Here is a 20,423-nt window from a genome sequence, read left to right as displayed (position 1 = left end):
ATGACATCCCCCGACATCTTCGTCGTCGGCACCGCCCGCACGGCCATCGGCACCTTCGGCGGCGCACTGAAAGACGTGCCCAACACCCAGCTCGCCACCACCGCGGTCAAGGCCGCGATCGAGCGCAGCGGCGTCGCGGCCGATGCCATCGGCCATGTGGTGATGGGCAACGTGATCCCTACCGACGTCAAGGACGCCTACCTGAGCCGCGTGGCCGCCATCGACGCGGGCTGCCCGATCGAGACGCCGGCCTTCAACGTCAACCGCCTCTGCGGCTCGGGCCTCCAGGCCATCGTGTCGGCGGCGCAGGCGATCGCGCTGGGCGACTGCGACATCGCGATCGGCGGCGGCTCGGAGTCGATGAGCCGCGGCCCGTACTTCGACACCGCCGCACGCTTCGGCGCGCGCATGGGCGATGCGGTGCTGGTCGACTACATGCTCGGCATCCTGCACGACCCATGGGAGAAGATGCACATGGGCATCACCGCCGAGAACGTGGCCGCGCGCTACAAGATCTCGCGCGAGATGCAGGACGCGCTCGCGGCGCAGAGCCAGCAGCGCGCCGCCGCCGCGATCGCGGCCGGCCGCTTCAAGGATCAGATCGTTCCGGTCGAGGTCAAGACGCGCAAGGGCATGGTGCTGTTCGACACCGACGAACACGTGCGTGCCGACACCACGGTCGAGTCGCTGTCGAAGATGAAGCCGGCTTTCAAGAAGGACGGCCTGGTCACGGCCGGCAACGCCTCGGGCATCAACGACGGCGCGGCCGCCGTGGTGCTGGCGAACGGCGACCGCGTGAAGGCGCTGGGCCTGAAGCCGCTGGCGCGCCTGGTGGGCTATGCGCACGCGGGCGTCGAGCCGGCCTACATGGGCATCGGCCCGGTGCCGGCCACGCGCAAGGTGCTGGAGCGCACCGGCCTGAAGGTCAGCGACCTCGACGTGATCGAGTCGAACGAGGCCTTCGCGGCACAGGCCTGCGCGGTGATCCAGGAGCTGGGCTTCGACCCGGCCAAGGTGAATCCCAACGGCTCGGGCATCTCGCTGGGCCATCCGGTGGGCGCGACCGGCGCGATCATCACCACCAAGGCGATCGCCGAGCTGCATCGCACCGGCGGGCGCTATGCGCTGGTCACGATGTGCATCGGCGGCGGCCAGGGCATCGCGGCCATCTTTGAACGGGTCTGACGCGCCACGGCGTTGCAGGACAATGCGCGGATGATTCCGCGCCCGTTCACCATCCCCATCGACCCCGACGAGGTCGAACTGAGCGCCATCCGCGCGCAGGGCGCGGGTGGGCAGAACGTGAACAAGGTGTCGAGCGCGGTGCACCTGCGCTACGACATCCTTGCGAGCTCGCTGCCGCCCGATGTGAAGGAGCGGCTGCTGGCGCTGCGCGACAGCCGCATCACGCAGGAAGGCGTGCTGGTGCTCAAGGCCCAGCAGTACCGCACGCAGGAGATGAACCGCAACGACGCGCTCGCGCGGCTGCAGGCGGTGGTCGACAGCGTGGCCGCGCCGCCGCGTGTGCGCCGCGCGACCAAGCCCACCTACGGCTCGAAGCAGCGGCGTCTCGAGGGCAAGAGCCAGCGCTCGGAAATCAAGAGCTTACGCGGCCGCGTGCAGGACTGAGCCGGCTTTTCAGGCCTCGGTCGAGGGTGTTGTCGGCTCGGCCAGCGCCGCCAGCGCTTCGGCGTCCGTGCCGAACACCCGCAGCATCGGGCCCGGCGTCAGCAGCCCGGCCTTTTCCAGCACGGTCTGCGCGGGCATCTTGAGCCCGATCACCCACAGCGAGAGGCCGCGCGATTCGATCGACTGCCGGATGCTGCCGAACACCTCGGCGCCGGTGATGTCGATGCGGTTGATCGGTTGCGCGAACAGGCACAGCGTGCCGATCGACGGATGCGCCGCGAGCTGTTCGGAGACCGCACGCTCGAGCGTGCTGGCCGAGGCGAAGTCGAGCTCGGCGTCCATGCGCAGCGCGCAGACGTCTTCGCGCAGCGGCGGCAGGTGCCACAGGTGGCGGTCGCGCAGGCGGCCGTCCGGGTGCAGGCCGACCTCGATGATGCGCGGGTGCAGGTGCCGGTACATGTAGTGGCTCAGGCTCATCGCCAGGCCGGCCAGCACGCCCCAGTAGATCGCGGGCGCGGTGGCGATGGTCAGCGCGAAGGTGGCCATCGCCGTGCCGGCCTCGATGCGCGAGACGCGCCACAGCGCGACGAACGCGGCCGGCCGCACCAGGCCGAGGATGGCCGTGACCACCAGCCCGGCCAGCACCGCCTGGGGCACGTGGTAGAGCAGCGGCATCAGCCACAGCAGCGCAACGCCGATCAGCACCACGCAGACGATGGTGGCCCAGCCCGTCTTGGCACCCGCATAGAGGTTGATCGCCGAGCGCGAGAAGGAGGAGCTGGTCGCGAAGGCGCCGCACAGGCCCGAGGCGATCTTGGCCAGGCCCTGGCCGATCAGGTCCTGGTTCTCGTTCCAGAGCTTGCCCGAGCGGCTGTTGTCGACCTTGGCGCTCGAGGCCGTCTCGAGGAAGCTGACCATCGTGATCATCAGCGCGGGCAGCAGCAGCGCGCCGAAGGTGTGGAGCGAGATGGCGGCCGGCAGGTAGGGCGCGGGCAGGCCGGTGGGCAGCGTGCCGATCACCGCGCCGCCTCGCAGCGCATAGCCCAGCGCCGCGCTGACGATGGCACCCAGGCCCACCACCAGCATCGCGGCCGGCAGCCGAGGCCAGCGTTGCTTGGCGGTCCAGAGAATGGCCATGGTGCAGAAGCCGAAGGCCATCGCCGTCCAGTCGGGCGGCGGGCCCGACAGCCACTGCGCCATCGGCCGGCCGGTGAAGCCCAGCAATGCGGGCAGCTGCGACAAGGCGATCAGCACCGACGCGCCCTGCGTGAAGCCGATCAGCACCGGCGAGTTGACCAGCTTCAGCAGCCAGCCGAAGCGCATGGCGCCCATCAGCAGCTGCAGCACGCCCGACATCAGCGCCAGCCACACGGCCAGCGAGACCCAGTCGGCGCCGCCCGGCACCGCGAGCGGCCCGAGCGAGGCGCCGATCAGCAGGCTGGTGAGCGCGGTCGGCCCGACCGACAGCCGCGCCGACGCGCTGAACAGCACGCCGACCAGCGCGGGGATGAAGGAGGCATAGATGCCCGTGACCAGCGGCATGCCGGCCAGCGCGGCGTAGGCCACGCCCTGCGGCAGCACCAGCATCGCGACCGTGAGCCCGGCCATGATCTCGCCGCGCAGCGTGGCGCGGTCCGGGCGGGGCCAGCCGAGAAAGGGGAACCAGGTGGCGAGCCGCGCGCGGTTCAGTGCCATGGCATGAAGGGCCTGCGGGGGCCGGGACCGGAAGAGAGGAAGTGCACCGGCCGATGATACGGAAACCGGCTTGCGCGTCGCCGCCCGGCTCAGGCGCGCTTGCGGTGCTGGAAGGCGGTGGGCGAGCGGCCGGTGGCGGCCTTGAACATCGCGCAGAACGCGCTGTCGGTGGCGTAGCCGCTGGCGGTCGCGACCTGGCTCACCGCCATGCCGCGCGCCAGCAGCGGCAGCGCATGCGCCATCACGGCCTGCTGGCGCCACTGCTGCCAGTTCATGCCCAACTGGTCGCGGAAGAGCCGCGCCACCGTGCGTTCGCTCGCGCCGATGGCGTGCGCGCGCTCGGCCAGCGTGGCGCGGTCGGCCGGGTTGCGCAGCAGCGTTTCGCACAGCTGGCGCAGGCGCTTGTCGGCGGGCAGCGGCACGTCGATGCGGATCTGCGTGGCGCGCTCGATCTCGTCGATCAGGAGCGGCGCGATCATGCGTTCGCGCTGCGGTGCATGCGGCTCGGCGGGCGGCTGGCCGTCGGGTGTGGTGTCGAGCGCGAGCATCAGCGCGCGCAGCAGCGGGCTGATCTCCAGCACCTCGCACTTCTCCCAGGCCGGCGCCAGCCAGCGGTGGATGTAGACGGTGCGCAGCTCGGCGTCCTCGATCAGCGTGATGCTGTGCGGTATGTCGGCCGGCACCCAGAGCGCGCGCGAAGGCGGCACGATGTAGCTGCCATCCTCGGTGCTCAGCCGAACCACGCCGCGGGTCGAGAAGGTGAGCTGCGGCCAGGGGTGCACATGCAGTTCGACGAAGGTGTCGGCCCGCAGGAACTGCTCCTTGGCGCGCAGCGGCCGCACCGCGTCGGGCGCATAGAGGTGCGGCGTTAGCGGCCCCACCACGGTGGCGGGAGAGGTGGGGTTTGCAGCTGTCATGATTTCGACAAATGTTGTCCTTATATCGTCATTCTGCCGTGCCATGGCGGCCTACGATAGGCGCACCTTTTTCCCCGCTGCTGCCATGTCCACCTCTTCCCCTGCCGGTGCTTCCCCCGCGACCACCCTGCGCACCGACGCCCAGCTGATCGGACTGGTCGGCCTGGCGCACGCGATCAGCCATTTCAGCCAGCTCATCCTGGCGCCGCTCTTTCCCTGGCTCAAGGACGCCTTCAACGTCAGCTACACCGAACTGGGCGCGGTGCTCACGGTCTTCTTCGTGGTCTCGTGCGTGGTGCAGGCGGCCTCGGGCTTCATCGTCGACAAGCTGGGTCCGCGGCCGGTGCTGTTCGTCGGGCTCGGGCTGCTCGGCCTGGCCGGCTTCGGCTACGCGATGGCGCAGAGCTACTGGATGCTGCTGGCCAGCGCGGTGGTGGCGGGCGTGGGCAACGGCGTCTTCCATCCGGTCGATTACACCCTGTTCAACCGCAAGGTCGCGCCCACGCGCCTGGGCCATGCCTACAGCGTGCACGGCATCACCGGCAGCCTGGGCTGGGCGCTGGCGCCGGCCTTCGTGGTGCCGCTGGCCATGGCGTACTCGTGGCGCGTCGCGCTGGCGGCAGCGGGCGCGCTGGCGCTGGCGGTGCTGGTGGTGCTGTGGCTCTACCGCAGCGTGTTCACGCTCGACGTGAAGGCGGTGCAGAAGGCCACGGGGCAGGGCGCTCCGGGCTCGGCGGGCCAATTCGATTTCCTGCGCATCCCCGCGGTCTGGATGTGCTTCGGCTTCTTCTTCTTCTACGCCATGGTGATCAGCGTGGTGCAGACCTTCGCCCCCGTGGCGGCTGGCCATTTGCATGCGGTGCCTCTGGCGCTGGTGGCGGTGTGCCTCACGGTCTACATGGTGGCGAGCGCCGCCGGCATGGTGGTCGGCGGCTTCCTGGCGTCCGACCCGTCGCGGTGCGAACGCATCGTCGGCGCGGGCTTCGGCATCGCGGCGGCGCTGGCGCTGGTGCTGGCCTTCGCGGATTTCGCGCCGGTGCTGGTGCCGGTGCTGTTCGGCGCGATGGGCTTCGCGTCCGGCATCGCCGGTCCGTCGCGCGACCTGCTGGTCAAGCGCTCGACGCCGGCCAACGCCACCGGCCGGGTCTATGGCGTGGTCTACGCCGGCCTCGACATCGGGCAGGCCGTGGCGCCGCTGATCTTCGGCCGGCTGATGGACGGTGGCCGCTACACCGAAGTGATCGTCGGCCTGGCGATCGTGCAGGGCGTGCTGATCGCCAGTGCCTTCAACGTGCGCCGCGTGCGACGCGAGGCGCTGGTGCCAGCGTCCGCTTGAGCGGCGTTTGGACGGCAGCCTCTCGCTCTACCTGATCGTCGCGCTGGGCGCGGCGGTGGCGGGTTTCGTGCAGGGCCTGTCGGGCTTCGCCTTCGGCCTGGTCGCGATGTCGGTCTGGGCCTGGACGGTGGACCCGAAACTCGCCGCCGTGCTCGCCACCTTCGGCGCCTTGACCGGCCAGTTGATCGCTGCCGCATCGCGGCAACGGGCCTTCGACAAGCGGCTGCTGCTGCCCTTCGTCGTGGGCGGGCTGGTCGGGGTGCCGGTGGGTGTGTGGCTGCTGCCGCAGCTCGACGTGGCGATGTTCAAGGCCTGCCTCGGAACCCTGCTGGTGATCTGGTGCCCGGCCATGCTGATGGCGCGCAATCTGCCGCGCATCACGGTCGGCGGCCGGGCGACCGATGCCGTCATCGGACTGGTGGGGGGCGTGTGCAGCGGCGTGGGCGGCTTCGCCGGCGCCATTCCGACACTGTGGTGCACGCTGCGCCGCATGGACAAGGACGTCCAGCGCGCGGTGATCCAGAACTTCAACCTCGCGATGCTCGCGGTGGCCTTCGCGCTGCACATGGGCGCGGGCAATGTCACTGTTGCCATGGTGCCGATGCTGGCGATCGTCGCGGCCTGCGTGTGGGTGCCGGTGCTGCTGGGCGCACGGCTCTACGTCGGCATCAGCGACGCCGCCTTCCGGCAGATCGTGCTGGGGCTGCTGACCGTGTCGGGCGTGGTGCTGCTGGCGTCAGCGCTGCCGATCCTGCTGCAGCGCTGACGCTGCGCGGCCCCGCGTGGGCCAAGGCCGCGCGGAGCGCGTGGCTCAGGCCGCCAGCAGCGCCTCGACCTGGCGCAGGCCTTCGATGGTCTTGAGGCAGGCGTCGGCCGCCTCGGTGCCCTTGACCGCGAAGTGCGCATGGAAGTACTTGCGATGCTCGACATGCTCGTGGAAGTGATGCGGCGTGAGCACGGCCGACAGCATCGGCACGTTGGTCTCGAGCTGCAGCGACATCAGCGTGCCGACCACGGTGTTGGCGACGAACTCGTGGCGGTAGATGCCGCCGTCGACCACCAGGGCGCAGCCTACGATGGCGGCATAGCGGCCCGACAGTGCGAGCCGCTTGGCGTGCAGCGGGATCTCGAACGCGCCGGGCACATCGAGCACGTCGATGCGTTCGCGCGGGAAGCCCTGGCGCTGCATTTCGGCCAGGAAGGCGTCGCGCGCCTGGTGAACGATGTCGGAATGCCACTGCGCCTCGATGAAGGCGACGCGCTGCGCTTCTGAGTTTTCCGAGGCGCCGATGGCGGAGAGGGGAAGGTCGTTGATCTGACTCATGGTGTGCCCTTGAAAGCAGGTTTCCTGAATCAGGGCGCACGAAGCCGCAGCCGCGGCGCGCGTCCGAAAAAGACGCGCGGCCACGCCGACGGTTCGCGCTCTCTTTCATCCGGACTGTGACCGTCGGCCCCGGAATCACACCGGATCTGCTGACCCTGCCGCACACGTCGTGTGCCGCAGGCGCTCGCGGGCTTGTGCGAACGAATCGCCATCACCGCCGGTGGGGAATTGCACCCCGCCCTGAGAACGCTTGTCGCCCGGCGAACCGGACCACGCGCCGATTCTAGAAGCCGGCCGAGGGCGGCGTTGTCGCCCGCGCGCCAGACCTTCGGGCGCGGGGGATTTTTCCGGGAGATGCTCAGCGCGGCGCCAGGAACTGTGTCATGCGCTGCAGCTCGTCGCCGAGCGCCGCGCGAAAGGCCGCGCCGCGCGGTGGCGTGGCGGCGTAGCCGAAGCTCGGCTGCAATGAGCCGCCCGGGGCGCTCACGTTGGCCCAGCCGATCACGCGCTCGTGCCACAGCATCGGCAGCGCGTAGTAGCCGAAGCGGCGTTGCGGCGCCGGCGTGTAGGCCTCGAACTTGTAGGTCCAGCCCCAGAGCAGTTCGAAGCGGCGACGGTCCCACACCACGGGGTCGAAGGGCGCGAGCAGGCGCAGCGCATCGTCGGGCGCGTGGCGCTTGGATGCCGGCTTCTCGTCGGCGGGCCAGTACCAGGTGGTGCCGTCGATGCGGCAGCTCGCGAGCAGTTCCTCGCGCGCGATGCGCAACGCGGCCTGGGTCTGCGCGGCGAGGTGTGGCGCGCCATAGCCCAGCAGCCGCACCAGATACGTCAGGCTCGTGGCCGGCAGCGGCGCGTACTTGCGCACCACCAGCGCGATCAGGGCGGCCGCGCGCTGCGCACGGCCCGCGGGGCTGTCGTCGGCGGGCAAATGCGTCACCGCCGCATAGACGCGTGTGCCGCTGTCGCGCCGCACCACGCGCAGCAGGCCACGGTAGTGCAGGCCGTCGAGCAGGCGGGTGGTGGCGTTGCTCGAGCCGCCCCAGTAGTTGGTCACGCGGCCGTGCGCGAAGTGCAACTCGACCTGGCGCGGATGCACCGGGCCATGGGCCTGCACATAGGCCAGCACCTCGGCCGCCTTGCGCTGCGTGTCGGCATCCCAGGCACGCTTCGATTCGCGCGGATGCATCAGCGCCAAGTGCTCGCGTGGCAGGAAGCCGTAGTTGACCAGGCAGTCCTCCTCGATCGCGAGCCGGCTGTAGCGGCTCTCGAGGTCGCCGGCGCGGTAGTCCTTCACGCGGTGGCGCAGCGTCAGGTCCTGGGCACGCGCAGGTGCGCGGATCGGATCGGCCTGCACGAAGCCGAGCTTGCGGATCGCGGCGGGCAGCGTGGTGGGGGGAAAGAGGGTGCGCGCCACCGCGTAGCGGCGCAGGTCGTCGAGGGTCGGCTCAGCCATGCATCGCATTGCAGCACAGACGGCTGCGACGCGCTTCGGCCCGATCGCTCAGACCACGCTGCGGTGCCGCTCGATGCAGACGTCCAGCGTCTCGCTGCCCGTGCGCTGCCACCAGTCGAGGTTCGAGAAGATCTCGACCTCGCTGAAGCCCGCGAAGCCCGCGGCCTCGACCCAGCCGCGGATCTTCTTGAGTTCGATCACGCCGTCGCCCATCATCCCGCGGTCGGACAGCAGGTCGCGCGTGGGCGTGCGCCAGTCGCACACGTGGTAAGCCAGCAGGCGCTCGCGGCCCGCGCGTGCGATCTGCTGCTGCAGCTTCGGGTCCCACCACACGTGATAGACGTCGAGCGCCACACCGAGCATGCCGCTCCGGCCTGCGTCGAGTTCGTCGCAGAGATCGAGCGCGTGCTCGAGCGTGTTGATGCAGGCGCGGTCGGCCGCCTGCATGGGGTGCAGCGGTTCGATGGCCAGCGGCATGCCGACTTCGCGCGCGTATTCCAGCGAGGCGGCGATGCCGTCGCGCACCTCGCCGCGGGCGCGCGCGATGTCGGTGTAGGCGGGCTTGCCTTCGAGTGCGCCCGGCAGCGCGCCCACCACCAGCACCACGCAAGGTGCGTTCAGCGTCTTGGCTTCGTCGATGGCGCGCCGGTTGTCGTCCAGCGCGGCCTTCAGGCCCACGGCGTCGGCGGCCGGGAAGAAGCCGCCGCGGCAATAGCCCGAGAGGCCGATGTCGTGCGCCTTCAACTGCCTGGCGATCTTGTCGAGGCCGACGGCCGCGACCTGGTCGCGCCAGGGGCTGATCGCGCGGATGCCGCGCTCGGCGCACTGGTCGATGATGCGGTCGAGCGGCACCTCGGCGCCCGACTGTTTGCGCACCGTGGCGGTGTTGATCGACAGCCAATCGTGGTCTTGCGAGAAGTCGCGCATCGTGCTGTTCACTCGATGCCGTGCAGCGCGAGCAGCGTCTTCATGCGCTGCACCGCCAGCTCGGGCTTCTCCAGCACGCTGGCCGCATCGGCCAGGCGGAACAGCTCGGCGAAGTGCTGCAGCGAACGCGTGCTCTGCTGGCCGCCGACCATCGTGAAGTGCTTCTGGTGGCCGTTGAGCCAGGCCATGAACACCACGCCGGTCTTGTAGAAGCGCGTGGGCGCCGCGAAGATGTGGCGCGACAGCGGCACCGTGGGTCCGAGCAGTGCATGGAAGGTCTCGGTGTCGCCCTTGGCCAGCGCGCCGAGCGCGGTGCTGGCCGCCGGTGCGATGGCGTCGAAGATGCCCAGCAGCGCATCGCTCTTGCCATGCGTCGGTTCATTGCCGAAGCCGTCGCCGGCGATCAGTTCGGCGTAGTTGAAGTCGTCGCCGGTGTACATGCGCACGCCCGGGGGCAGGCGGCGGCGCATCGAGATCTCCTTGTCCTTGTCGAGCAGGGAGATCTTGATGCCGTCGACCTTGTCCGGGTGCGCGGCGATGATGCCCAGCGCGGTGTCCATGGCGGCGTCGACGTCCTTCGTGCCCCAGTAGCCGGCCAGCGCCGGGTCGAACATGTCGCCCAGCCAGTGCAGCACCACCGGCTGCTTCGCCTGGCGCAGGATGCGGTCGTACACGCGTTCGTAGTCGGCCGGGCCCGTCGCCACGCGGGCCAGCGCGCGGCTGGCCATCACGATCAGCTTGCCGCCGAGCTTCTCGATCGCGGCCATCTGCTCCTCGTAGCCGCGGATCACGTCGTCGACGCTCTTCACCTCGTCGATGTTCAGGTGATCGGTGCCGCAGCCCGAAGCCACCAGCGCGCCGCGTCCATCACGGGAAAAGTCCTTGGCCGCATCGAGCGAACGGCGGATCAGTTCGAGCGAGGTGGGCCAGTCGAGGCCCATGCCGCGCTGTGCCGTGTCCATGGCCTCGGCCACGCCCAGGCCCAGCGAGAACAGGTGGCGGCGGTAGGCGATGGTGGTGTCCCAGTCGACCGCCGATTGCAGCCACGGATCGATCTGCGCCAGTGGGTCGGCCACCACGTGCGCGGCCGAGTAGGCGATGCGGTTGAACTTCAGGCCCGCCGCGGGCTTGGCCAGCACCGTGCCGCGCAGGGCGTAGGGCGCCAGCGTGCCGCCGGCGGTGGGGAGGGTGATCGAGAGGGCCACGGCGCTCAGACCTTCAGTGCGGGCACGTCGACCCAGCGGCGGTCCTGCCACGATTCCAGCGCGGCCTCGACCAGCTGAACGCCCTTGGCGCCTTCGGGCAGCGTCCACTTGTAGGGCTCGTTCTCGACCACGTGGCGGATGAAGTGTTCCCACTGGATCTTGAAGCCGTTGTCGTAGACCTGCGAGTCCGGAATCTCCTGCCATTGGTCGAAGAAGTTCATGGTCTGCTTCTCGTCGGGATTCCACACTGGGCGCGGCGTGGCCACGCGCGACTGGGCGCGGCAGCTCGACAGGCCGGCCACGGCCGAGCCGTCGGTGCCATCGACATGGAAGGTCACGAGGTCGTCGCGGCGCACGCGCGTGGCCCAGCTCATGTTGAGTTGCGCGATCACCGGCTCGCCGTTGTGGCCGGTCAGTTCGCAGGTCGCGTAGGCGGCGTCGTCGGCGGTGGCCTGGTAGGGCTTGCCGTCTTCGTCCCAGCGCGTGGGGATGTGGGTCGCACCGATGCACGACACCGACTTGACTTCGCCGAACAGGTTGTCCAGCACGTAGCGCCAGTGGCACATCATGTCCAGGATCATGCCGCCGCCGTCTTCCTTGCGGTAGTTCCAGCTGGGGCGCTGGATGGGCTGCAGGTCGCCTTCGAACACCCAATAGCCGAACTCCAGGCGCACGCTCAGCATGCGGCCGAAGAAGCCCGCGCGGCGCAGCATGTCGAGCTTGCGCAGGCCGGGCAGGAACAGCTTGTCCTGCACCGCGCCGTGCTTGAGGCCCGAGCCTTCGGCCAGGCGGGCGATCTCGACGGCCTCGTTGAGGTTGGTCGCGATCGGCTTCTCGCAGTAGACGTGCTTGCCGGCGCGGATGGCCTTGGCCAGCAGCGTCGGGCGCATCTGCGTGGTGCCGGCGTCGAAGAAGATCGTGTCGTCGGGGTTTTCGAGCGCCTTGTCGAGGTCGGTGCCCCAGCGTGCGATGCCGTGCTTCTTGGCCAGCGCTTCCATCTTCTCGGCGTTGCGGCCGACGAGGATCGGGTCGGGCATCACCTTGTCGCCGTTGGAGAGCGTGACGCCGCCCTGGGCGCGGATCGCGCAGATGGAGCGGATAAGGTGCTGGTTCATGCCCATGCGTCCGGTGACGCCGTGCATGATGAGTCCGAGTCGTTGTGTAGCCATGGTTTTCTCTGCTTGCTTTGCTTACTTGCGGGGTTGACTGGGGGGCTTACTGGGGCGACAGGCCGGCGGCCTTCACCAGCTTGGCGTTGCTGGCGATTTCGTCCTTGATGTAGGCGTCGAACTGGGGGGGCGTGAGCGTCCAGGCATCGGCGCCGAGCTTCAGGAAGCGTTCCTTGACCTCGGGCGTGGCGAGCGCCTTCACGACTTCGTCGTGCAGGCGGTTGACGATCTCGCGCGGGGTCTTGGCGGGCGCCATCATCCCGATCCAGAAGTTGAATTCCGAGCCGGGCACGCCGGCCTCGGCGGTGGTCGGCACGTCGGGCAACGCGGCGGCGCGCTTGGGCGAGCCCACGGCCAGTGCGATCAGATGGCCGTCCTTGATCTGGCCGATCACCGGCGCGATGGGCGAGAAGTAATAGTCGACCCGGCCCGACAGCACTTCGGTCACGGCATCGGCCGAGCCCTTGAACGGGATGTTGGTGGCGTCGATGGCGGCGGCCATCTTGAACTTCTCGGCGTTCAGGTGCGTGGCGCTGCCCTGGCCGGCCGATGCGAAGTTGATGGTGCCGGGCTTGGCCTTGGCGTTGGCCACCAGTTCCTTGAGCGTCTTGATGTTCTTCGACGGCGAGATCACCAGTGCGTTGGGCAGCGTCGCGATCGGGGTGATGCCGGCGAAGTCGCCCAGCGTGTCGAAGGGCAGCTTGGCGAAGGTCGACGGGCTCACCGTGTGCGAGGACGAGTGCAACATGATCGTGTAGCCGTCGGGCGCGGCCGTGGCGACGGCCTGCTGGCCGATGGTGCCGCTGGCGCCGCCGCGGTTGTCGACCACCAGCGTCTGGCCCATGCTCTGGCCCATCTTGTCGGTGATGGCGCGCGCAATGATGTCGGTGGTGCTGCCGGCCGCGAAGGGCACGATCACGCGGATCGGCTTGTTCGGGTAGGCGCCCTGGGCGGCGGCGCCGGAAGCGGTCAGCACGGTGAGGCACGCCAGCGAGGCGGCCGCGGCAATGCGGGCAAAGGGGGTCATGAAAAGTCTCCGTTTGATTTCTATGGCGCCCCCACCGGGGCAGGTGAATCGTCTAATTCACCAATTGGTGAATTGAAGCGAATTTTCCGGCTTGAAGGCCTGCGGGTCAATCCGCGCGTGCGGGGTTGGCCTCAGGGATTACCCGGTGCCTGTCGGTACCGCTCAGAGGTCGCGCATCGCGTCCCAGCGCACACCGGCGCCGGTACGGCCGGTGCCGAAGCCGGGCGCGGCCAGCGAGGCCAGGGCGATCTGCCCGTCGACGATGCGCAAGCGCGCCGCGCCGTCGCTGTGCGCGTACAGCGCGGGATGCAGCGCCCGCAGCGTGGCCTGTTCGTCGCTCGGCAGCGCCGCCATGCCGTTCACGTAGTGGTGGCCGTTGCGCTCCACATGGTCGAGGCCGAGCCAGCCGACCAGCGCCAGGTCCTGCTGCAGCCCGATGCCGGCCTGCATCGTCAGGTCTTCGGCCGAGAGGAACAGCGCTTCGCCTTTGGCGCGGCCCTGGGCGCAGCGTGCCGCGTTGACGATCGACTTGTAGAAGCCCTTGCAGCTCTTGCTCGAGACGCCGGTGTAGCCGAGCGCGCGCGCCTGCTGAAAGCTGTCGAGCGTGGCGTCGGATTCGTCGATCAAGAGCGGCATGCGCGCAACCGTCGTGTGCATGGCGTGTTCGAGCGCATGCGCACGCGCGATGGGTTGCTCGATGAACACGGTGCGCGCGACCAGGCCGCGCAAGGCCGGTGCGGCCTGGAAGGCGTCGAGGAAATCGGTGAAGGCGGCCGCGTCGGCGTACTGCTCGTTGCCGTCGAGCGTGACGAGTTCGGCGCGGCCCTCGATCACCTCGGCGATGCGGCGCAGCCGCTGCAGGTCGGCGGGCGTGTCGCCCGAGAGCTTGAGCTTGAAGTGCCGGTGGCCGTAGCGCGCGATGGCCGCTTCGAGCGAGGTCGGCAGGCCATCGGCGGGCAACGGGTCCGCCGGCAGGTCGCCGTCGCGGATCGCATCGGCCAGGCCGACCGTGTGGCGTGCGGCGATGCGCGTGCGCGGGCGCTGCTGCGCGAGGAAGGCGGGCAGGTCGAAGCCCGCGAGGTCCGGTGCCAGGCCGTGGCGTGCGAGGTCGATGCCCGCGGCGTTCGTCGCCATCGCGTCGGCGAAGCTGCAGCCGAGGTGCAGGCACAGCGCATCGAGCACCGCACGGTCGATCAGTGCCGGCCCGTAGCTGGCCACCAGCGGCAGCAGGCCCTGGCGCAGGCCCGTGGCCAGCACGTCGGCATAGTGCTCGGCGAAATGATCCCACGCGCTTTGCGCGGGGCCGGGCGCGATGTAGGCCTCGCGCGCGTTGCGCAGGGCCTGGCGCAGCTGTTCGAAGTTCTGTGCGTTCGACAGCGCCGGGTTCTTGTCGAACCACTTCGGAATCATCATCTCGGCCGAACAGCCTTCGCTGGTGCGGCCGTCCTCGAAGCGAATGCGCGCGCGCACGTAGACCTGCGGGCAGGCCGTGACCGTCACGGCGCCGAAGCGGAAGGGCAGCCGCAGCGTGACGTCGCGCTCCGAGAAGGCGATGTGTTCGACGTGGAAGCGGGGCGCGGCGAGGGCCATGGTGTGTCTCCGGCGCGGTGCGCGCCATCGCGGCGGGCCGGCGCTTGCGGGGCCCGGCCGTGGGTCAGTGGTCGAGGATGCCCTCGGAGAAGAAGTGCGCGCGGATGGTCTTTGCATAGGCGCCGAATTCGGCCGAACCCATGATGTCGAGCGGGCGTTCCTTGGGCAGCGCGATGTCGTAGACGGCCGCGATCGAGCCCGGGCGTTCGCTCATCACGATCACGCGGTCCGACAGGTAGACCGCTTCGGGGATGCTGTGCGTGATCAGCATCACCGTCTTGCCCGAGGCGCCGACGATGCGGCGCAGCTCGAGGTTCATCTTCTCGCGCGTCATCGCGTCGAGCGCGCCGAAGGGCTCGTCCATCAGCAGCACGCTGGGGTCGTGCAGCAGCGCGCGGCAGATCGACGCGCGCTGCTGCATGCCGCCCGACAGCTGCCACGGGTACTTGCCTTCGAAGCCCTTGAGCCCGGCCATGGCGATCAGTTCGGCGGCGCGCGCACGCGCCGGCCCCATCGGCAGGTGGCGCATCTCGGCCTGCAGCAGGATGTTGTCGAGCACGGTGCGCCAGGCCAGCAGCACGGCGCTCTGGAATACGATGCCCACGTCCTTCTGCGCGCCCTTGATCGGCTTGCCCGACAGCGTGAGCGTGCCGTCGGTGATCGGCAGCAGGCCCGCCACCATCTTGAGCAGCGTGCTCTTGCCGCAGCCCGAAGGCCCGACGACCGAGACGAACTCGCCCTTGCGGATGGCGAAGTCGAGTGGCTTCAGCGACTCGACCGGGCCGTCCTTGGTCTGGTAGACCTTGGTGACGCCGCGGGCTTCGATCAGGACTTCGGTTGGCATGAGGCGCAATGCAGAAAGATGAGAAGGAAGGTTCCAGTCCAGGGACACCGCGGAACCGGCTTTGCCGGGCCGCCGGTGTCGCCTCCGGTCGGGGGAGGGAGAAGCGACACCCTTCGACAAGCTCAGGACGGGCCAAGGTGCGCGGAGCCTGGGGGCGAGCCTATTGCGGGAGGTAGTCGAGGGTCACGTAGTCTTCGGGCTTGCCGCGGGTGGACGCGTCCATGCCGCCGTACTGCACCAGCAGGTCGAGCGAGTCGTTGACGTTCTTCATGCCCACGCGGAAGGGCCGCTGGTTGGCCGTTTCCTTGGTGTGATAGAGCGCCACGCTCTGCTTCATGCCGACGATCAGCGTGTCGCGCACGCCGGCCTTGGGGTTGGCCTTGAGCATCGCGTCGACCGCGGCTTCGGGGCTCTTCTCGGCGGCTTCGGCGGCCTTGGTCGAGGCGCGCATGAAGCGCTTCACCAGGTCGCCGTTCTCGGCCAGGAAGGCCTTGTTGGTGATGATGCCGGAGCTGATCTGGTTCACGCCCGAGTCGGCGAAGCGGATCGGCGTCACCGGCTTGCCGGTCGCATCCTGCAGCTTGATGGCCTGGTCCATCACGTAGCCGAGCAGCAGGTCGGCCTGGCCGTTCATCACCGCATTGAGCTTGGTCTGGCCGTCGCCCGAGACGATCTTCACCTGGTCGGCCTTGATGTCGTTCACCTTGAGGAACAGCGGCCACATCTGCGACATCGAGTCTCCCGGCGTGACGGCCACGGTCTTGCCGATGATGTCCTTGGGGGTCTTGATGTTCTTCTCGGTGAAGCCCATCACCGACATCGGGCTGACCTGGAACAGCACGCCGGTCGACTTCAGCGGCGCGCCCTTGGCAGCAGCCTTGATCATGGTCGTGACGTCGATGTAGCCGAAGGTGGCCGACTTGGCGGCCACCGCCTGCGCGGTCACGGCCGAACCGCGGCCTTCCTGGATCTCGAGGTCGATGCCTTCCTCGGCATAGAAGCCGCGCTCCCTGCCCAGGAAGAAGGGCGCGTGCTCGCTGTAGAGGTACCAGTTGAGCATCAGGGTCACCTTTTCCGGCGCCTTGGTCTGCGCCTGCGCAGGCGCCATGGCCATCACCAGCGCCGCGGCGGTGGCGATCAACGTGGGGAAGCGGGTGTTCTTCATGGTGTTGTCTCCGTTGGGTCTGTCTGTCGTTGTGCCGGGGAAATCACTGCACGATGCGTTGCGATGCGTGCCAGGGAATCATCAGGCGCTCGACCAGGTCGACCGCCACGAACAGGATCACGCCGATGCTCGACAGCACCACCAGGGCCGCGAACATCAGGGGCAGGTCGAAGTTGCCGTTGGCCACCTGCAGCACGTAGCCGATGCCCGAGTTGGAGCCGACGAACTCGCCGACCACCGCGCCCACCACGGCCAGCGTGACGGACACCTTGAGGCCGCTGAAGATCGCCGGCAGGGCCTGCGGCAGGCTGATCTTGAAGAAGGTCTGCAGGCGGCTCGCGCCCATCGAGCGCGCCAGGTCGAGCATGTCGGGCTCGACCGACTTGAAGCCCATCACCGTCGACACCACCACCGGGAAGAAGCCCAGCAGGAAGGCCGAGATGACCTTGGGGAAGATGCCGAAGCCGAACCACACCACGAACAGCGGCGCGATCGCGACCTTGGGGATGCTCTGCGAGAACACCAGCAGCGGATAGACATAGGACTCGACCAGCCGCGAGTAGGCGATGACCATCGCCATCGGGATGCCGATCACGATCGTGAGCCCGAAGCCGCCCAGCGTGGCCAGCGTGGTCTTCCAGCTTTCGGCGAGCAGCCGCGGCCATTCGGCGATCAGCTGCTTGACGACCTCGAGCGGCGGTGGCACCAGATAGGCCGGGATCCTGAACAGCCGGATGGCGAGGTCCCAGAGCACCAGCAGCACGATGATCAGGAAGAACGGGCGCAGGGCCGGGAGCAGAAGAAGCCTGCGAATCATCGGGCGGAGTCTCCGGGGGTGACGCGCGCGTCAGACCGATCGCGCAGCTAAGTAACCAATCGGTGAATTGTTGGTGCCCGGGGAATCGGTGTCAACGACACCGAGGGTAAGCACGGGGAGTCGGTCGGCGGTCAGCGCAGCACGTAGCCGAGCACCATCTCGGTCATGTGCGAGAGGCGTTGCGCGAGCGCCTTGGGAGCGCGCAGGTCGCGCCCGAAGACGGTCGACAGCGTGGCGTTGTTCGAGAGGTAGAAGTAGCAGATCGAGGCGATCGAGATGTAGAGCTGGATCGGGTCGACGCCGTCGCGGAACAGCGCATCGCGCCGGCCGCGTTCGAGCACGTCGGCCAGCATCTGCACCAGCGGCGAGTTCATCTCCTGGATGCGTGCCGATTGCTTCAAGTGCACCGCCTGGTGCAGGTTCTCGCTGTTGAGGAGCGTGATGAACTCGGGATGCTCGAGGTAGTAGTGCCAGGTGAAGGAGACCAGCTGGCGCACCGCCTCGACCGGGTCCATCGCGTCCAGGTGCAGCGCCTGTTCGGCCGAACGGATGTCGGCGTAGGTGCGCTCGAGCACGGCCAGGAACAGCTCGTCCTTGTTGCCGAAGTAGTAGTAGATGAGCCGCTTGTTGACGCCCGCCTGCTCGGCGATCCGATCGACCCGCGCCCCGGCGAAGCCGCTCTGCGCAAACTCCTCCAGCGCGGCGGTCAGGATCGAGAGTTGCGACTTGTCGGCGTCGCGTGCGCGCGGCGCGGTGGTGGGCTTGGAAGGGGAGGAGGCCATGAGCTGCTGTGTGTTCGAACTAACCGAGCGGGGAATTATGGTGGCGGGGCGGGCGCAGGCCGCCGCAACCGTTGCCGTCACGATAAGCTGCGTCCTCCTTCTTTCTTCGCATCGAACCCTCATGAGTGCACAGCAGGCCGGCCGCTTGATCGTTGAATGTCTGGTGGCGCAGGGCGTCGAACACGCCTTCGGGGTGCCGGGCGAAAGCTACCTCGCGGTGCTCGAGGGCTTTCATGCGCACCGTGAGCGCATCCGGTTCATCGTCAATCGGCAGGAGGGCGGCGCAGCCTTCATGGCCGAGGCGCACGGCAAGCTCACGGGCCGGCCCGGCATCTGCTTCGTCACACGCGGGCCGGGCGCGACCAATGCATCGATCGGCGTGCACAACGCCTTCCAGGATTCGACGCCGATGGTGCTGTTCGTGGGCGACGTCGGCAGCGACTTCCGCGACCGCGAGGCGTTCCAGGAGGTCGACTACGGCAGCTTCTTCGGTCCGAGCACCAAGGGGTTCGCCAAGCGCGTGGAGCGCATCGACGATGCCGACCGCATTCCCGAGTACATCGCCCGCGCCTTCGCGACCGCGATGAACGGCCGCCCCGGGCCGGTGGTGCTCGTGCTGCCCGAGGACATGCTGCGCTCGATGACCTCGGCGCGTCCGCTGGCGCGCGTCGAGGCTGTCGAGCCCTGGAGCGACCCCGGCGCGCTGCGTACGCTGCGCCAGTTGCTGATCGAGGCGAAGCGGCCCTTCGTGATCGCGGGCGGCGGCGGCTGGACGCCGCAGGCTGCGCAGGCGCTGCAGCGCTTTGCCGAAAACTGGCGGCTGCCGGTGGGCAACGCCTTCCGCTACCAGGATACTTTCGACAACCACCATCCGCTCTATGCGGGCGACGTCGGCATCGCGATCAACCCCAAGCTCGCGGCGCGCGTGAAGGAGGCCGATCTCATCCTCGCGATCGGCCCGCGGCTGGGCGAGATGACCACTGGCGGCTACACGCTGCTGGAAGCGCCGAGGTCGAAGCAGACGCTGGTCCACATCCATGCGAGCGCGGAAGAGCTCAATCGCGTCTACCAGGCCGACCTGGCGATCAACGCCGGCATGAGCGCCGCCGCGCGCAGCCTCGAGGTGCTGAGCGCGCCGCCCGAGCTGCCGTGGGAAGACTGGACCGCGGCCGCGCATGCCGACTATCTCGCCAACCTCGTGCCGCAGGCGTTGCCTGGCCTGCCCGCCGACGCGCCGCGCGGTGCGGTCGACATGGCTGCGGTGGTGGCGCTGCTGCAGAAGCATCTGCCGGCCGATGCGGCCATCACCAACGGTGCGGGCAACTTCGCGAGCTGGGTGCATCGTTTCTTCCGCTACCACGGCCTCGCGAAGGGCCACAAGACGCAACTGGCGCCGACCAGCGGGGCGATGGGCTACGGCGTGCCGGCCGGCATCGCCTGCAACCTGACGACCGGGCGCGTGGCGTTCACGATCGCGGGCGACGGCGACTTCCTGATGAACGGGCAGGAACTGGCCACGGCCGCGCAGCATGGCGGCAAGAGCATCATCGTGCTGCTCGACAACGGCATGTTCGGCACCATCCGCATGCACCAGGAGCGCGACTATCCGCAGCACGTGAGCGGCACAGCGCTGCGCAACCCCGACTTCTGCGCGCTGGCCCGCGCCTATGGCTATGCGGCCGAGCGCGTGACGGCCACCGACCAGTTCGAGGCCGCGTTGCTGCGCGCACTGGCCGCCGACACGGGCACCTTGATCGAGATCCCGTTCGACCCCGAGGTGATCACCACGCGCGTCACGCTGAGCGCGATCACGAAGGCCGCACAGGCGAAGTCCTGACGGATGCGCGCGCTGCGCGCGCTGCGCGCAGGCCAAAAAAAAGCCGGCGCGAGCCGGCTTTTTGCTTCAGCGCACGAGGCGCCGACAACTCACTTGACGTGCTTGCCGATCAGCGCTGCCAGTTCGAACATCGAGACCTGTGGCTTGCCGAAGATTTCCTTCAGCTTGGCATCGGCGTTGATGTTGCGCTTGTTGGCCTTGTCTTGAAGATTGTTCTTCTTGATGTAGTCCCACAGCTTGCTCACGACGGCGGTGCGCGGCAGCGGCGTCGAACCGACGACGGCAGCCAGTGCCGGGCTGGGGGTCAGGGCCTTCATGAACGCGGCGTTGGGCGTGCGCTTCTTGGCAGGAGCGGCTGCCTTCTTCGCGGGTGCTGCCTTCTTTGCGGGCGCAGCCTTCTTCGCGGGTGCAGCGGCCTTCTTTGCCGGTGCAGCAGCCTTCTTCGCGGGTGCAGCGGCCTTCTTTGCCGGAGCGGCCTTCTTTGCGGGCGCTTTCGTGGCCGGAGCCTTCTTTGCAGTTGCCATGGTTGATTTCCTTTTTTGGTTGGACATTTCACCAATGAAAAGCGCGTCTCCACTGGCAGATCGCATGCTAATGGAGAAGAAACGCGTTTCCAAGGGGAAAAGGGACTTTTTCATTGGGCGCTGTTGTTTTTTCAGAGGGGCGAGCAAGTGCGGTCCTCAACCGATGCGCTCCAGCGCTCGCA

At 68.6% G+C, this 20,423-nt stretch carries 19 protein-coding genes and 1 riboswitch; of the genes, 5 read left to right on the top strand and 14 right to left on the bottom strand.

The window, feature by feature from the left end:
• The gene (locus tag ACSFBC_RS06840; protein ID WP_435509556.1) at positions 1–1,185 is read left to right on the top strand and encodes an acetyl-CoA C-acyltransferase family protein; all 1,185 of its coding nucleotides are present in this window, start codon (positions 1–3) and stop codon (positions 1,183–1,185) included.
• 30 nt (positions 1,186–1,215) lie between these two features.
• Positions 1,216–1,629: an alternative ribosome rescue aminoacyl-tRNA hydrolase ArfB gene (arfB, locus tag ACSFBC_RS06835; protein WP_435509555.1), complete on the top strand. Its 414-nt coding sequence runs from the start codon at positions 1,216–1,218 to the stop codon at positions 1,627–1,629.
• A 9-nt stretch (positions 1,630–1,638) separates the two neighbouring features.
• Here the strand turns inward: arfB and ACSFBC_RS06830 are convergent, their stop codons facing one another.
• Both ACSFBC_RS06830 and ACSFBC_RS06825 read right to left on the bottom strand, forming a co-directional pair.
• Positions 1,639–3,324, bottom strand: a complete 1,686-nt coding sequence (locus tag ACSFBC_RS06830; protein WP_435509554.1) for a SulP family inorganic anion transporter — start codon at positions 3,322–3,324, stop codon at positions 1,639–1,641.
• An 89-nt stretch (positions 3,325–3,413) separates the two neighbouring features.
• Positions 3,414–4,241: an AraC family transcriptional regulator gene (locus tag ACSFBC_RS06825; RefSeq protein ID WP_435509553.1), complete on the bottom strand. Its 828-nt coding sequence runs from the start codon at positions 4,239–4,241 to the stop codon at positions 3,414–3,416.
• 85 nt (positions 4,242–4,326) lie between these two features.
• Between ACSFBC_RS06825 and ACSFBC_RS06820 the strand changes: the two genes are divergently transcribed.
• Both ACSFBC_RS06820 and ACSFBC_RS06815 read left to right on the top strand, forming a co-directional pair.
• Positions 4,327–5,577, top strand: coding sequence for an MFS transporter (locus ACSFBC_RS06820; protein WP_435509552.1), 1,251 nt, complete (start codon positions 4,327–4,329; stop codon positions 5,575–5,577).
• Positions 5,578–5,584: 7 nt separating this feature from the next.
• Positions 5,585–6,343, top strand: coding sequence for a sulfite exporter TauE/SafE family protein (locus ACSFBC_RS06815; RefSeq protein ID WP_435509551.1), 759 nt, complete (start codon positions 5,585–5,587; stop codon positions 6,341–6,343).
• A gap of 45 nt (positions 6,344–6,388) precedes the next feature.
• On the opposite strand, the gene ACSFBC_RS06810 is transcribed toward ACSFBC_RS06815, so the two are convergent.
• The 11 genes from ACSFBC_RS06810 to ACSFBC_RS06760 all read right to left on the bottom strand — a co-directional run bounded on the left by ACSFBC_RS06810 (position 6,389) and on the right by ACSFBC_RS06760 (position 17,880).
• Positions 6,389–6,901 carry a 6,7-dimethyl-8-ribityllumazine synthase gene (locus ACSFBC_RS06810; RefSeq protein WP_435509550.1) on the bottom strand — a complete coding sequence of 171 codons (513 nt, stop codon included), beginning with the start codon at positions 6,899–6,901 and terminating at the stop codon, positions 6,389–6,391.
• 93 nt (positions 6,902–6,994) lie between these two features.
• A riboswitch (FMN riboswitch) is annotated at positions 6,995–7,153 on the bottom strand.
• Between the two features lie 106 nt (positions 7,154–7,259).
• Positions 7,260–8,354: a DNA glycosylase AlkZ-like family protein gene (locus ACSFBC_RS06805; protein WP_435509549.1), complete on the bottom strand. Its 1,095-nt coding sequence runs from the start codon at positions 8,352–8,354 to the stop codon at positions 7,260–7,262.
• Between the two features lie 48 nt (positions 8,355–8,402).
• On the bottom strand, positions 8,403–9,281 hold the full coding sequence (locus ACSFBC_RS06800; RefSeq protein WP_435510042.1) for a sugar phosphate isomerase/epimerase family protein: 879 nt from the start codon (positions 9,279–9,281) through the stop codon (positions 8,403–8,405).
• Positions 9,282–9,289: 8 nt separating this feature from the next.
• On the bottom strand, positions 9,290–10,486 hold the full coding sequence (locus ACSFBC_RS06795) for a dihydrodipicolinate synthase family protein (protein WP_435509548.1): 1,197 nt from the start codon (positions 10,484–10,486) through the stop codon (positions 9,290–9,292).
• Positions 10,487–10,491: 5 nt separating this feature from the next.
• Complete coding sequence (locus ACSFBC_RS06790; RefSeq protein ID WP_435509547.1) at positions 10,492–11,655, bottom strand: Gfo/Idh/MocA family protein; 1,164 nt, start codon at positions 11,653–11,655, stop codon at positions 10,492–10,494.
• Positions 11,656–11,701: 46 nt separating this feature from the next.
• Entirely contained in the window at positions 11,702–12,682 is a 981-nt protein-coding gene (locus tag ACSFBC_RS06785) for a tripartite tricarboxylate transporter substrate binding protein (RefSeq protein ID WP_435509546.1), read from the bottom strand.
• 162 nt (positions 12,683–12,844) lie between these two features.
• Positions 12,845–14,272, bottom strand: a complete 1,428-nt coding sequence (locus ACSFBC_RS06780) for an enolase C-terminal domain-like protein (RefSeq protein ID WP_435509545.1) — start codon at positions 14,270–14,272, stop codon at positions 12,845–12,847.
• Between the two features lie 64 nt (positions 14,273–14,336).
• The gene (locus ACSFBC_RS06775; protein ID WP_435509544.1) at positions 14,337–15,116 is read right to left on the bottom strand and encodes an ABC transporter ATP-binding protein; all 780 of its coding nucleotides are present in this window, start codon (positions 15,114–15,116) and stop codon (positions 14,337–14,339) included.
• A gap of 160 nt (positions 15,117–15,276) precedes the next feature.
• Entirely contained in the window at positions 15,277–16,281 is a 1,005-nt protein-coding gene (locus ACSFBC_RS06770) for an ABC transporter substrate-binding protein (protein WP_435509543.1), read from the bottom strand.
• A 43-nt stretch (positions 16,282–16,324) separates the two neighbouring features.
• Complete coding sequence (locus ACSFBC_RS06765) at positions 16,325–17,098, bottom strand: ABC transporter permease (protein WP_183027171.1); 774 nt, start codon at positions 17,096–17,098, stop codon at positions 16,325–16,327.
• A gap of 131 nt (positions 17,099–17,229) precedes the next feature.
• On the bottom strand, positions 17,230–17,880 hold the full coding sequence (locus ACSFBC_RS06760) for a TetR/AcrR family transcriptional regulator (RefSeq protein WP_435509542.1): 651 nt from the start codon (positions 17,878–17,880) through the stop codon (positions 17,230–17,232).
• A 121-nt stretch (positions 17,881–18,001) separates the two neighbouring features.
• Here ACSFBC_RS06760 and ACSFBC_RS06755 point away from each other — a divergent pair, with 121 nt between their 5' ends.
• Positions 18,002–19,717, top strand: coding sequence for a thiamine pyrophosphate-binding protein (locus ACSFBC_RS06755; protein WP_435509541.1), 1,716 nt, complete (start codon positions 18,002–18,004; stop codon positions 19,715–19,717).
• Between the two features lie 89 nt (positions 19,718–19,806).
• On the opposite strand, the gene ACSFBC_RS06750 is transcribed toward ACSFBC_RS06755, so the two are convergent.
• A complete protein-coding gene (locus ACSFBC_RS06750) occupies positions 19,807–20,241 on the bottom strand; it encodes an SWIB/MDM2 domain-containing protein (protein ID WP_435510041.1) in 435 nt (144 codons plus the stop codon).
• Between the last annotated feature and the right edge of the window lie 182 nt (positions 20,242–20,423).

It is taken from the genome of Variovorax frigidus, from assembly GCF_051216515.1.
Taxonomy (GTDB): domain Bacteria; phylum Pseudomonadota; class Gammaproteobacteria; order Burkholderiales; family Burkholderiaceae_C; genus Variovorax.
Note: the sequence above shows the minus strand (reverse complement) of the source record. Positions and strands in the feature narration are given on the sequence as shown.

Coding starts and splice junctions, on each gene's coding strand:
- ACSFBC_RS06780 (WP_435509545.1), bottom strand. CDS start 14,272: ATGGCCCTCGCCGCGCCCCGCTTCCACGTCGAACACATCGCCTTCTCG.
- ACSFBC_RS06760 (WP_435509542.1), bottom strand. CDS start 17,880: ATGGCCTCCTCCCCTTCCAAGCCCACCACCGCGCCGCGCGCACGCGAC.
- ACSFBC_RS06825 (WP_435509553.1), bottom strand. CDS start 4,241: ATGACAGCTGCAAACCCCACCTCTCCCGCCACCGTGGTGGGGCCGCTA.
- ACSFBC_RS06840 (WP_435509556.1), top strand. CDS start 1: ATGACATCCCCCGACATCTTCGTCGTCGGCACCGCCCGCACGGCCATC.
- ACSFBC_RS06810 (WP_435509550.1), bottom strand. CDS start 6,901: ATGAGTCAGATCAACGACCTTCCCCTCTCCGCCATCGGCGCCTCGGAA.
- ACSFBC_RS06775 (WP_435509544.1), bottom strand. CDS start 15,116: ATGCCAACCGAAGTCCTGATCGAAGCCCGCGGCGTCACCAAGGTCTAC.
- ACSFBC_RS06785 (WP_435509546.1), bottom strand. CDS start 12,682: ATGACCCCCTTTGCCCGCATTGCCGCGGCCGCCTCGCTGGCGTGCCTC.
- ACSFBC_RS06800 (WP_435510042.1), bottom strand. CDS start 9,281: ATGCGCGACTTCTCGCAAGACCACGATTGGCTGTCGATCAACACCGCC.
- ACSFBC_RS06750 (WP_435510041.1), bottom strand. CDS start 20,241: ATGGCAACTGCAAAGAAGGCTCCGGCCACGAAAGCGCCCGCAAAGAAG.
- ACSFBC_RS06790 (WP_435509547.1), bottom strand. CDS start 11,655: ATGGCTACACAACGACTCGGACTCATCATGCACGGCGTCACCGGACGC.
- arfB (WP_435509555.1), top strand. CDS start 1,216: ATGATTCCGCGCCCGTTCACCATCCCCATCGACCCCGACGAGGTCGAA.
- ACSFBC_RS06765 (WP_183027171.1), bottom strand. CDS start 17,098: ATGATTCGCAGGCTTCTTCTGCTCCCGGCCCTGCGCCCGTTCTTCCTG.
- ACSFBC_RS06770 (WP_435509543.1), bottom strand. CDS start 16,281: ATGAAGAACACCCGCTTCCCCACGTTGATCGCCACCGCCGCGGCGCTG.
- ACSFBC_RS06805 (WP_435509549.1), bottom strand. CDS start 8,354: ATGGCTGAGCCGACCCTCGACGACCTGCGCCGCTACGCGGTGGCGCGC.
- ACSFBC_RS06820 (WP_435509552.1), top strand. CDS start 4,327: ATGTCCACCTCTTCCCCTGCCGGTGCTTCCCCCGCGACCACCCTGCGC.
- ACSFBC_RS06830 (WP_435509554.1), bottom strand. CDS start 3,324: ATGGCACTGAACCGCGCGCGGCTCGCCACCTGGTTCCCCTTTCTCGGC.
- ACSFBC_RS06755 (WP_435509541.1), top strand. CDS start 18,002: ATGAGTGCACAGCAGGCCGGCCGCTTGATCGTTGAATGTCTGGTGGCG.